The sequence below is a fragment of the Inquilinus sp. genome (genome assembly GCF_057815775.1).
The window spans coordinates 1-12,535 of sequence record NZ_JBYRFX010000302.1 but is presented as its reverse complement, the minus strand read 5'-3'; the positions used below and the strand labels follow the sequence as shown (position 1 = coordinate 12,535).

Sequence of the window (12,535 nt, the reverse complement as noted above, 5' to 3'; positions counted from 1 at the left end):
GTCATGCAATGGATGCTGCCGCCGCCTGCCGCCAGCAGATCCAGCTCCGGCTCGAACACGGTGATGCCCTCGGCCCGCAGCAGGGCATTCACCCGGCTGCTGTGCTTCGGCGACAGCACCCGGTCGCGGCCCAGCGACAGCAGGTTGCAGCCCATCGCCATCACCTCCTTGTAGGTGACGGGGATCAGCTTGATCCCATGCGACTTCAGCCAGTCCAGCAGCCCGTCGTCCAGCACATCGGTGCAGGCCACGGCCAGCCCGTCCGCCGCCATGCAGAAGATCACGTCGAGATGCAGGAAATGCTCGGGGAAGACCTCGACCCGTGCCTCCCAGCCCTCGGCCTCGAACCAGCGCGCGAACTGGCGGGCCCCGGCCTCGTTGGTGCGCTCGCCGGAGCTGCCGATCAGCACCAGCCCGGGACGGATGATGTGGATGTCGCCGCCTTCCAGCGTGCCGTCGGTGGAATAGCGCCAGATGCCGCCATGCTGCTGGTAGAACTCGATCACCGCCGCGTATTCGCCGCGGCGCTGCGGCCGGAACAGCTGGGTGACGACCGGGCCCCAGGGCGTCACCTGGCTCGAATCCCTGGTGTAGACCTGGTAGGGCAGGTGCGGCTCGACCTTCAGATAATGGCAGGTGACGCCGGCCTCTTCCAGCGTATCGACCATCTGCCGGTACTGGCCCTGGACGCGCTGATGGTCATAGGCGGACCCGCCCTCCAGCGTGGCGCGGGCGATGCTGTTGGTCGGCTGCCAGGCATAATGCTCCGGCGTCGCCAGCAGCACGTCGCGCAGGACGCCGGTTTCGGAATCCAAGGTCCAGGGCACTCGCAGCCTCGCTGTTCGCACGTTTCGTTTCCGGAAGGATGGCGCATGTCGTGCCGCGGAAAAATAGCGGTGGCGCGACGTTCACTTCTCGAATTACCGATGTAATCTCGTCGGGATGAAGAACGTAACCGATGTCGAATTGCGGCTGCTGCGGATCTTCGTGACCGTGGTCGATGCCGGCGGCTTCGCGGCGGCGCAGGCGGCGCTGAACCTCGGCGCTTCCACCGTCTCGACCCAGATGGCGCAGCTGGAGCAGCGGCTGGGCGCGCGGCTGTGCGAACGCGGCCGCGCCGGTTTCCGCCTGACCGAACAGGGGCGGGCGGTCTATGACGCGGCGCGGCGCCTGCTCGATGCGGTCGAGGCGTTCCGCGGCGAGGCCTCGGCGCTCGATGCCAGGCTGGCCGGCGACCTGCATATCGGGCTGGTCGATGCCACGGCGGGTGATCCGGGGGCGCCGGTGATCGAGGGTCTGCGCCGCTTCGGCAACCGCGACCACCGGGTGCATCTGCATATGGCGGTCGACACGCCGTCGCGCCTGGAACAGCGGCTGCTGGACGGGCAGCTCGACCTGGTCGTCGGCGCCTTCCCGCGCCACATCGCGGGGCTGGTCTACACGCCGCTCTACCGCGAACAGCAGGTGTGCTACTGCGGCGCCGGGCACCGGCTGTTCGGCGCGGCTGACAGCCCGGACCTGCTGGCCGAGATGCGGCGCGAACGGCTGATCACCCGCGGCTACTGGAATCTCAGCGACCTGGCGCGGCTGGGCCTGTCGGAGGCCTCCGCCTCGGCCACGGTCGACTGCATGGAGGCGCAGGCGATCCTGATCCTGTCCGGGGGCTACATCGGGTTCCTGCCGACCCATTATGCGGCGTCCTGGTTGGCGGCGGGCCGGCTGTACCAGCTGTTGCCGGGCTTGCTGTCGTATGACGCGCCGTTCGAGATCGTGACCCGCAAGGGCGCCACCATGACCAAGGCGGGACAGGTGCTGGTCCAGGATCTGCTGGCGGCCAGGCTGCCCCCGGCACAGCCGGCGAAGCGGGCCTAGGACCGGATACCTTAAGCCGTTAAAAAGCAGGCCGAACCGCGGCAGAATCTCACATTTGTGAGCGAACTCAAATTCTTGTCAATTTGTCCGATAAATCCCATATTGCGCTCGCCGGGTGCAATTCCGGACAGAATGTTACAGGGAGGATGGGTTTCATGCGTGGATGGACACCTTGGGTCTTGGCGGCCTGTCTCTGCAGCGTCGCATCGATCCCGGCCCTGGCGGCCGACGGCGCTGCGACCGGCGACACTTCGGCCAAGAAGATCGCGCTCAGCAACAACTACGCCGGCAATTCCTGGCGCCAGGCGATGCTGAAGAGCTGGGAAGAGGTCGGCAAGGCCGCGGTCGACAAGAAGCTGATCGCCGAGGCCCCGGCCTTCACCACCGCCGACAATTCGCCGACCGACCAGGCCTCGCAGATCCAGAACATGATCCTGCAGGGCTATGACGCGATCGTGATCGACGCGGCGTCGCCGACGGCGGTCAACGGCGCGGTCAAGCAGGCCTGCGACGCCGGCATCGTCGTCGTCTCCTTCGACGGCATTGTCACCGAACCCTGCGCCTGGCGCATCGCCATCGATTTCGCCGGCATGGGCAAGACCCAGATGGATTACCTGGCCGGCCGGATGCCGAGCGGCGGCAAGCTGCTGGAAATCCGCGGCATGGCCGGCGTGTTCGTCGATGACGAGATCCACAAGGGCATCGAGGACGGGCTGAAGACCCATTCCGGCTTCTCCATCGCCGGCTCGGTGCATGGCGACTGGACCCAGACCGTGGCCCAGCGCGAGGTCGCCGGCGTGCTGCCGACGCTGCCGCAGGTCGATGCGGTGGTGACCCAGGGCGGCGACGGCTACGGCGTGGCCCAGGCCTTTGCCGCGGCCGGCCGCAAGCCGCCGCTCATCATCATGGGCAACCGCTATGAAGAGCTGAAGTGGTGGAAGGACCAGACCGCCAGCGGCTATCAGACGATGAGCCTGTCGATCGCGCCGGGTTCGGCCCAGGTCGCATTCTGGGTGGCGCAGCAGATCCTGGCCGGCAAGGACGTGCCGAAGGACCTGCGCCTGCCGACCGTGGTGGTCGAACAGGCCAAGCTGGACTACTGGCTGGCCCACACCCCCGAGGGCGGCGTCACCAACGCCACCTACCCACAGGATTGGGTGGTGCAGCTGATCGACGCCATCACCGCCGGCAAGGACCTGCCGGCGACGCCGACGGAAGGGTAAGCGCAGGCCAGAGCCTATGGTCTCTGTTCTCGAGAACCTCGTAGGTTGGGTTCGCTGCAAGCGAACCCAACAAGGCCCGCGGCGACGGCTCGGACGGGATGTTGGGTTCGCTTGCGCGAACCCAACCCACGACCCCAAGTCGTTCGATACGGGACGCCACCGGCCGATCCGGAGCATTCGTTGATGACCGCTGTACCGATCGTCGATTTCGCCGGCGTGGCCAAGAGCTTCGGGGCGGTCAGGGCGCTGGGCGGGGTCGACCTGTCCGTGGCGCCGGGCGAATGCCTGGGCCTGGCCGGGCACAACGGCGCCGGCAAATCGACCCTGATGAACGTGCTGGCCGGCACGCTGGCACCGGATGAGGGGCGGCTGACCGTGCTGGGCGAGGACCGCACCGGCCGCTATGCCATCGGCCCGGCCCAGGCGCTCGGCATCCGCTGCGTGTTCCAGGAGCTGTCGCTCTGCCCCAATCTGACGGTGGCGGAGAATGCCCGGATCACCCACCCCGGCATCACCGGGCCGGGCTGGCGGCGCCGGGCCGGCGACCTCATCATCGGCATGCTCGACCGCATCTTCCCCGGCCACGGCATCGTGCCGGAGGCTGAGGTGGCGGACCTGTCGATCGGCCGGCGGCAGATGGTCGAGATCGCCCGCGCCTTCAGCATCAGCGACGCGCCGCTGCACCTGGTGATCCTGGACGAACCGACCTCATCGCTCGACGCCGTCGCCGCCGGGCAGCTGCTCGACTTCGTGCGCCAGCGCGTCGCCGAGGGTCTGTCGGTCATCCTGATCACCCACATCCTGGGTGAGATCCTGTCCACCGCCGGCCGCATCGTGGTGATGCGCGACGGCAAGGTGGTCGGCGCCTGGGCCAAGGGCGCCATCGACAAGCCCGGCCTGGTGGCGGCGATGGGCCATGCCGCCAGCGCCGCCGCAGCGGCGGTTGCCGCCGCTGACCGGTCGGCGCCCGTGCGGGTGCGTGCCCCGGCCGCGACAAGAGCCGGGATGGAACTGGTGGCGCGGGAGGGCGAGATCATCGGCCTCGCTGGGCTGGCCGGTCATGGCCAGAGCCGGCTGCTGCACCGGGTGTACGACACCGCCGTCGGCGGCCGCTTCCAGTTGCGGCGCAGTGGGGTCGAGGTGCGCGGCCGCATCGCCTTCATCGCCGGCGATCGCCAGACCGAAGGCGTGTTCCCGCTGTGGTCGATCGAACGCAACATCTCGATCCGCTCGCTCAAGGCCCTGCGCCGCGGCGGCCTGATCGCCTCGGCCGGCGAGGTGGCGCTGGGCCAGGAATGGAAAGAGCGAATCGGCATCCGTGCGCCCGATCTCGGCCACGGCATCCTCACCCTGTCCGGCGGCAACCAGCAGAAGGCGCTGTTCGCCCGCGCGCTCGGCTCCGACGCCGAGATCGTGCTGATGGACGACCCGATGCGCGGCGTCGATGTCGGCACCAAGCACGAGGTCTATGGCCTGGTCCGGGCCCAGGCCGCGCAGGGCCGCAGCTTCCTCTGGTACACCACCGAGATGGAGGAGCTGGAGCACTGCGACCATGTCTATGTCTTCCGCAACAACCGCATCGTCGCGGATCTCAGCCGGTCGGAGCTGACCGAGGCCGCGGTCCTGCAGGCTTCCTTCGAGGATGAAGAGCGCCGCGCGTCATGACCGAACTGTCCGTGCCCCGTCCATCCTTATCCCGGCCGCGGCCCGCCTGGTGGGCGCCGTTCACCCGCGCCTCGACCTGGCGGGCGCTGCTGCCCTTCCTGTCGCTGGTTGCGATCCTGGTGCCGATCTTCCTGATCAACCCGCGGACGATGAGCTATTTCGGGCTGAACCTGATGCTCGGTCTGGCGATCCCGATCATGTTCGCGACGCTGGCGCAGATGTGCATGCTGACGGTCAACGACCTCGACCTCGGCATCGGCGCCTATGTCGGCTTCGTCACCTGCGTCGCCGCGACCTGGCTGGTCGACACGCCCTGGCTCGGCGTCGCCGTGCTGCTCGCCAGCGTCCTGGCCTATGCCGCGGTCGGCGCCCTGATCCATCTGCGCAACGTGCCGTCCCTGGTCGTCACATTGGGCATGAGCTTCGTCTGGCTCGGTCTCGCCATACTGGTGCTGCCGTCGCCGGGCGGCTCCAGCCCGGTCTGGCTGCACGCGGCGATGAGCTGGAAGCCGCCCTTCGTGCCGCTGCCGATCCTGGTGGCGGTGGTGCTGGCGCTGCTGGTGCATCTGTTCCTGATGCGCTCCGCCCTCGGCGCGGTGCTGCGCGGGGCCGGCGGCAACCCGAAGGCGATCACCCGGGCGGGCTGGTCGCTGCTGCGGATCCGCATCGGCCTCTACGCCCTGGCCGGCGTGTTTGGCCTGCTGGCCGGGCTGTCGCTGCTGGGACTGTCGACCTCGGGCGACAGCAACATCGCCCAGCGCTACACCCTGCTGTCGATCGCCGGCGCCATCCTCGGTGGCTGCGATTTCGTCGGCGGCCGGGTGTCGCCGATCGGGGCTGTCGCCGGCGCCCTGGTGCTGGCCCTGGCGGCATCCCTTCTCACCTTCCTGAACATCTCGCCGGACTGGCAGATCGGCGCCCAGGGCGCGATCCTGATCATCGTCCTGGCGCTCAGGGCCCTCACCAGCCGGAGGCGGGCACGATGACCCGGATTGCATCCTGGACGGGGGATCGCCCCTGGCTCTGGTCCTGGGCCGGCGCCGTCCTCCTGTGGCTGGCGATCATCGCCCTCGCCGCCGGTGAAGGGGCAGGGCAGGTGCTCAGTGCCGCCCTCAGCTTCGGCGTGTTCTTCGTCGTCGTCGCCATCGGCCAGATGTTCGTGATCGCGATGGGGCCGGGCAACATCGACCTGTCGATCCCGTCCAACATCGCCCTGTCAGGCTCCGCCGCCATGATCGTGATGGGCGGCCAGGACGGCATGATCCTGCCGGGGCTGGCGGTCGCCGTGGCGGCCGGGCTGGTCGTCGGCATCGTCAACTGGGCGCTGATCCGCGCCTTCGCCATGCCGCCGATCATCGCCACCCTGTCGTCCAGCCTCGTGTTCCAGTCGGTCGCCATCGCCTATGGCCGCGGCCTCAGGGTGTCGCCGCCGGACGGCTTCGCCGGGTTCACCACCGCGCAGGTGGCGGGCATACCGGTCATGGCGGTCGTCGGCATCGTCCTGGCCGCAATCATGTCGGTGATCCTGCATCGCACGGTCTATGGCCGGTCGGTGCTGGCGGTCGGGCAGAACCCCCGGGCCGCGCATCTGGCCGGGGTGCGGGTCGAACGCACCCGCTTCATCACCTACGCCCTGTCCGGCGGCTTCGCCGGCCTGGCCGGGGCGCTGATGGCGGGGTATTTCGGCGGCGCCTCGCTCGACATGGGCAAGGACTATCTGCTCAACTCGATCGCCGTGGTGGTGATCGGCGGCACCAGCGTCGCCGGCGGCCGGGCCAATCTGCCGGGGCTGTGGGGTGCGGCGCTGTTCCTGTTCCTGCTGGTGACGATGCTCAACACCATGGGTGTCGGCACCGGTCTGCGGCTGGTATTGACCGGGCTGATCATCATCGCCGTGATCGTCGCCGCCGGCGGCGAGAAGACGCGCTGAAGCACCACAGGGTCGGGGGATAACACAGCATGGCCAGGCACAAGATCGCCGTCATCGGCGTCGGCAAGATCTCGCAGGACCAGCATCTGCCGGTGATCGACGCCAGCGGCGATTTCGAACTCGCGGCCGTGGTCAGCTCGCGCGGCCTGAGCCATGGCGGCGTGCCGAGCTTCCGCACGCCAGCCGAGCTGTACCAGGCGATGCCGGAGATCGGCGTCGTCGCGGTCAACACCCCGCCGGATGTCCGCCATGCCATCGCGCGGGAGGCGCTGGTCGCCGGCAAGGACGTGCTGCTGGATAAGCCGCCGGCGGCGACGCTGACCGAACTCGCCGACCTTGAGGACATCGCCGCGTCCCGGGGCCGGGTGCTGTTCGCGACCTGGCATTCGCGCTTCAACCCGGCGGTCGAGGCGGCGCGCACGCTGCTGGCCGAAGGCGGCGTGCGGTCGCTGCGCATCGAATGGCGCGAGAACGTCAAGAAATGGCATCCGGGCCAGGATTGGGTGTGGGAGCCGGGCGGGTTCGGCGTGTTCGACCCCGGCATCAACGCGCTGTCGATCTTCACCCGGATCCTGCCGGTCGTGCCCTTCATCCGCAGTGCCGAGCTGAGCTATCCCGCGAACCGGCAGACGCCGATCGCGGCCAAGCTGGTCTTCGCCAGCGCCGATCCGGCCGCGCCCGCGCTGACCGCCGATTTCGACTGGCGTGAGACCGGCGGCGAAACCTGGCACATGCTGATCGAGACGGCGGATGGCCGGTCCGCCCGGCTGTTCAAGGGCGGCGCGGCACTGGAGATCGGCGGCACGGTCACGGTCGAGGTGCCGAGCGAGGAATACCAGCACATCTATCGCCGCTTCGCCGAGCTGCTGTCAGCCCGCCTCAGCGATGTCGATGGCGCGCCGCTTCGCCTGGTCGCCGACGCCATGCTGGTCGGCCGCCGCCTGACGACCGACGCGTTCGACTGGTAGATGTGGCGACTGATAAGCCCAAAAAAAGAAAGGGCCGGCCCGGGATGATCCCGGGCCGGCCCCTTTTTTGTCGCTCGGATCAGGCGACGTTCGGCTCGCCCATCGCCGGATCGGAGACGCTGGGGTTGCCGTCTTCCATGCGGCCGGCGAAGCGCCGGGTGAACAGGGCGTCGCCGTCGACCTTCACCGTGAAGTCGTACCACCGGGCCTGCAGCAGTAGCGGCAGGTAGGCGGTCGCCTGGCCGTGCGGCAGCACGATCTGGCGCCACGGGATGTTGAACAGCTGGTAGGCATTGGCCTTGATCGTGAAGATGCCGAGGCCGTTGCCGCTGTTGGTCAGGCGCACGATCAGGCCGCAGGCCCGCTTGTCGTAGGACACCGCGATCTCCGCCACCGGCGTCCGGTTGCCCGAGCCCGGGGTGACGGTGCCGGTGAAGTGCCGGTGGAAGCCGTTCGGCCCCAGCACCCACAGGTCGTACTTGCCGAAATCGGCCGAGGTGTTCCACACGCCGGCCAGCTGCTTGCCGGCCTCCACCGAATAGCGGCGGGGGATCCGGTCGAGATGCAACCGGTCATAGACCTGGAACACGGCGCCGACATCGCCGGTGTTGGCGAAGTGCAGCTGCATCTGGTTGGCCGAGCCATGCGCCTCGCCGGTAACGCTCATCTCATAAGGCAGGGCGCGGGACGGCTTCAGGCCGCGGGCCTGGACCGGGGCACGCTGGGCGGTCGGGGCCGGCAGCGGAACCTGCGGCAGGGTTTCCTGCTGCGCCCGCAAGGCGTCGGCCGCGGTCTTGGTCGTGGTCGGCAGGCGCGGCAGCCGCTCGGTGTTCGGATCACGGAAGTTGAACGCCGTGGTCAGGTCGCCGCAGATCGCCCGGCGATACGGGCTGATGTTGGTCTCCTTCACCCCGAAGCGCAGTTCCATGAACTGCAGGACGGAGGTGTGGTCGAAGACCTGGGAATTGACCCAGCCGCCACGGCTCCAGGGCGAGACGACATAGCAGGGCACGCGGGTGCCCGGCCCGATCACCTTGCCGTCCGGGGTCGGCTGGCTGTGGGTGCCGGGAGGGACCGGCCAGCCGAAGCGCTCGAAGGCCAGATCCTTGTCCGACAGGGTGGACGCGCCGGCCGGGGTGCCGTCGGGGTTGAAGGAATGCGGCGCCGGCGGCGGGGCATGGTCGAAGAAGCCGTCATTCTCGTCGAAATTGACGATCAGGACGGTCTTGCTCCAGACCTCCGGGTTGGCGACCAGGGCTGCCAGGACTTCCTGGGTATACCAGCCGCCCTGCACCGGGCTCGACGGGCCGGGATGCTCGGAATAGGTGTCCGGCGCGACGACCCAGGAGATCTGCGGCAGCTTGCCGGCCTGGATGTCGGCCTTGAATTCCTCCAGCAGGCCGCTGGCCGGCATGGTGTTGCCGACGCCCTTGTACAGGGGCTGGGCGGCGTCCTGCGACTGCTGCCAGGGGATATAGGGCGCGCCGGTCGGGCCGTTGCCGATCGCCTCGCTGGCGCGGCGGTACGGCTTGAAGCCGACCAGGGAGTTGTCGGTGAAGTTGTTCGGCAGGTTCTGGTAGACCTTCCAGGACACGCCGGCCTTCTGCAGCCGCTCCGGATAGGTGGTCCAGGTGTAGCCTTCGCTCGACGGGCCGAAATCATCCCACTCGTTGACCACCGACGCGACGCCGGCGCCGGTCGGGCCGTTGGTGCCGGTCCACATGAACAGCCGGTTCGGATTGGTGCTGCTCAGGATCGAGTTGTGATACTGGTCGCAGATGGTGAAGGCATTGGCGAGGGCGAACTGGAACGGAAGTTCTTCTTCCGTGTAGTAGCCCATCGACTGGTTCTGCTTGAACTGCGGCCAGTGGCTCATCACGCCGTCGGCCCAGGCATTGTGCGTGTCGCTCCAGCCATGCGGCGTGCCGTTGACGCGCTGGGCGTTGCCCTTCTTCTCATCCAGGTGATACGGCATCACCACGCGGGTGCCGTTCGACTGCTGGAACACGCTGGCGCCGCCGGCCTGCGGGATGGTGAAGCGGTCGCCATAGCCGCGAACGCCGGCCATCGTCCCGAAATAGCTGTCGAAGGAGCGGTTCTCCTGCATCAGCACGACGATGTGCTCGACATCCTTGATCGAGCGGGTGGCGTTGTGCGCCGGGATCGCCAGGGCCTGCCGGATCACCGGCGGGAAGGCCGTCATCGCCGCCGCGGCGCCGGCCACCGTGCCGGCGGTCTTCAGGAAACCGCGTCTGCTTTCGGAAGTCATCTCAGGACTCTCCTGGGGGGTAACGAACGGAAAATCGAAACTGTGGCGGCCGTGTCAGGCCGCGCCCGCCTGGCCGATGGCCGGGTCGGAGACACTGGGGGTGCCGTCCTCCATCCGCCCGGCGAAGCGCCGGGAGAACAGGGCGTCGCCCTCCACCTTCACGGTGATGTCGTACCAGCGCCCCTGGGCCAGCAGCGGCAGGCGCAGCACCGCCTGGCCGCCCGCCGCCATCGGATGGCGCGGCGATCCCTGGACCGCCTGGTAGGCATTGGCCGTGACGACGAAGGTGCAGGCCTTGCCGCCGTGGTTGGACATCTGCAGCGCCAGGGCGCCGCCCGCCTTGTCGTAAGCGGCGGTGACCTCCGGTGCCGGCTTGCCCGCGCCGAGGGCGGCGACGCTGCCGGTGAAGTGCCGGTGGAAGCCGTTCGGCCCCAGCACCCACAGATCGTACTGGCCGAAATCGGGGCCCGTCAGCCACTCGCCGGCCAGCTGCTTGCCGGCCTCGACCGCGTAGCGGCGGGGGATGCGGTCGAGATGCAGCCGGTCATAGACATGGAACACGGCACCGGCCGTGCCGGTGTTGGCAAAGCCGAGCCGGATCCGGTCGGCCGCGGCGGTGGCCGCCACGCCCAGCTCATAGGGCAGGGGGCGGGACGGGCGCAGGCCGGGCGCCTGCTGCGGCGGCTGCTGCGCCGCTTCCCCCGGCACCGCCACCTGCGGCAGCAGCGACTGGGTCAGGCTGATGGTATCGGCCACGAACTTGCTGCGGCTCGGCAGCTCGGGCGGCCGGTCGGTGTTCGGGGTGACGAAGTTGAAGGCCGAGGTCAGGTCGCCGCAGATCGCACGACGATGGGCGGCGATGTTCGTCTCCTGCACGCCGAAGCGCCGCTCCAGGAAGCGCAGGATCGAGGTGTGGTCGAACACCTCGGAATTGACCCAGCCGCCGCGGCTCCAGGGCGAGACCACGAAGCAGGGCACGCGCGGGCCAGGGCCGTAGACCCGGCCGTCCGGCTGCGGCTGTTGCGTGCTGCCTGGCGGCTTCGGGTGGGTGAAGTATTCCGGCGCCAGCGCCGCATCCGGCAGGGTGGAGGCGCCGGCCAGGGTGCCGTCGTGGTTGCGCGACGGGGTCGCCGGCGTCGGCGCATGGTCGAAGAAACCGTCATTCTCGTCGAAATTGACGATCAGGACCGTCTTGCTCCAGACCTCCGGGTTGGCGACCAGGGCCGCCAGCGCCTCCTGCACGTACCAGCCGCCCTGCACCGGGCTGGACGGGGCGGGATGTTCGGAATAGGCGGCCGGCGCCACCAGCCAGGACACCTGCGGCAGCTTGCCGGCCTGGATGTCGGCCCGGAACTCGTTCAGCCGGTTGCTCAGCAGTGATAGCGCGCTGGTCGCCGCGGTGTTGGCGACGCCCTTGTACAGCGGCTGGGCCTGGTCCTGCGCCGGCTGCCAGGGCAGGAAGGGGAAGCCGTTCGGCAGGTTGCCGATCGCCTCATTGGCGCGGCGGTACTGCTTGAACCCGGCCAGCGGGTCGTCGCCGAAATTGTCCGGCAGGTTCTGGTACAGCTTCCAGGTCACGCCGGCCGCCTGCAGCCGCTCCGGATAGGTCGTCCAGCTGTAGCCGTCGCGCGAACTGCCGAGGTCGGTCCATTCGTTCAGCACGGCGGCGACGCCGGCGCCGGTCGGACCGTTGCTGCCGGTCCAGTGGAACAGCCGGTTCGGATTGGTGCCGCCATGCAGCGAGCAGTGATAGGCGTCGCAGAGGGTGAAGGCGTTGGCGAGCGCGAACTGGAACTCCAGCTCGGTCCCCGTGTAGTAGCCCATCGACTGGTTCTGCTTGTAGCGCGGCCATTCGAACAGCCGGCCGTCGGCCCAGGCCTGGTGCGCGTCGTCCCAGGTGTGCGGCGTGCCGGTCACCCGCTGCGCGTTGCCGCGGCGCTGGTCCAGGTGATAGGGCATCACCACCCGGGTGCCGTTGGACTGCTGGAACACCGAGCGGCCGCCGGGCAGGGGAATGGTGAAGCGGTCGCCGAAGCCGCGGACGCCGGGGAAGGTCCCGAAGTAATGGTCGAAGGACCGGTTCTCCTGCATCAGGATCACCACATGCTCGACGTCCTTGATCGAGCGGGTGGCGTTGTTCGCCTCGATCGCCAGGGCCTGCCGGATCACTGGCGGGAAGGCGGTCAGCGCCGCCGCGGCGCCAGCCACCGTGCCGGCCGCCTTCAGGAAGTCGCGCCTGCTGTCCGAAGTCATGACCGTGAGACCCCCAGGAGAAGTGGATACTTCTATGGCGTTGAGACGTGGGTTACTGGGAATTAGAAAAAATTGACGCTATCTCCCGCGCCGGATCGTGGCGATTCCAACGTTGCGGGGCGGCGTCGATCATGGACGGGCGGACCCTAGCCAAGATTTGTTGCAGAAAGATGTTGGTCAGAGGCTTTTCTTAACAATTTTGTGGAGAGTTTCTTTTGTCGCCAGACGCCCAAGCTTTCGCCAATGCTTCCGGTGTTATGGCACAGTTACGGTCAAATGATATTGAGAATGAGTTGCAAAACTTGTTGACGGCTGGTCGTTGCCGTCTGTAACACGTCGGACATAGCCGGCAGCG

9 protein-coding genes are annotated in these 12,535 nt (G+C 68.4%); 6 read left to right on the top strand and 3 right to left on the bottom strand.

The window, feature by feature from the left end:
- On the bottom strand, positions 1-827 hold an 827-nt coding region (locus AC3XYG_RS10780), incomplete at its 3' end, for a dimethylarginine dimethylaminohydrolase family protein (protein ID WP_489139828.1).
- 115 nt (positions 828-942) lie between these two features.
- Between AC3XYG_RS10780 and AC3XYG_RS10775 the strand changes: the two genes are divergently transcribed.
- From AC3XYG_RS10775 to AC3XYG_RS10750, 6 genes are all read left to right on the top strand, one after another.
- Complete coding sequence (locus AC3XYG_RS10775; RefSeq protein ID WP_489139827.1) at positions 943-1,872, top strand: LysR family transcriptional regulator; 930 nt, start codon at positions 943-945, stop codon at positions 1,870-1,872.
- A gap of 179 nt (positions 1,873-2,051) precedes the next feature.
- Positions 2,052-3,095, top strand: a complete 1,044-nt coding sequence (locus AC3XYG_RS10770; RefSeq protein WP_489139826.1) for an ABC transporter substrate-binding protein — start codon at positions 2,052-2,054, stop codon at positions 3,093-3,095.
- A 183-nt stretch (positions 3,096-3,278) separates the two neighbouring features.
- Entirely contained in the window at positions 3,279-4,760 is a 1,482-nt protein-coding gene (locus AC3XYG_RS10765; RefSeq protein WP_489139825.1) for an ATP-binding cassette domain-containing protein, read from the top strand.
- A complete protein-coding gene (locus tag AC3XYG_RS10760) occupies positions 4,757-5,746 on the top strand; it encodes an ABC transporter permease (protein ID WP_489139824.1) in 990 nt (329 codons plus the stop codon). Before AC3XYG_RS10765 ends, AC3XYG_RS10760 begins: the two co-directional genes overlap by 4 nt.
- Positions 5,743-6,690 (top strand): ABC transporter permease, encoded by a 948-nt coding sequence (locus AC3XYG_RS10755; protein ID WP_489139823.1) that lies wholly within the window; start codon positions 5,743-5,745, stop codon positions 6,688-6,690. The genes AC3XYG_RS10760 and AC3XYG_RS10755 overlap by 4 nt, the downstream gene beginning before the upstream one ends.
- A gap of 29 nt (positions 6,691-6,719) precedes the next feature.
- The gene (locus tag AC3XYG_RS10750) at positions 6,720-7,658 is read left to right on the top strand and encodes a Gfo/Idh/MocA family protein (RefSeq protein WP_489139822.1); all 939 of its coding nucleotides are present in this window, start codon (positions 6,720-6,722) and stop codon (positions 7,656-7,658) included.
- A gap of 79 nt (positions 7,659-7,737) precedes the next feature.
- Here AC3XYG_RS10750 and AC3XYG_RS10745 read toward each other — a convergent pair whose 3' ends face one another.
- A complete protein-coding gene (locus tag AC3XYG_RS10745) occupies positions 7,738-9,927 on the bottom strand; it encodes a phosphocholine-specific phospholipase C (protein ID WP_489139821.1) in 2,190 nt (729 codons plus the stop codon).
- A gap of 54 nt (positions 9,928-9,981) precedes the next feature.
- Positions 9,982-12,180, bottom strand: coding sequence for a phosphocholine-specific phospholipase C (locus AC3XYG_RS10740; RefSeq protein ID WP_489139820.1), 2,199 nt, complete (start codon positions 12,178-12,180; stop codon positions 9,982-9,984).
- Between the last annotated feature and the right edge of the window lie 355 nt (positions 12,181-12,535).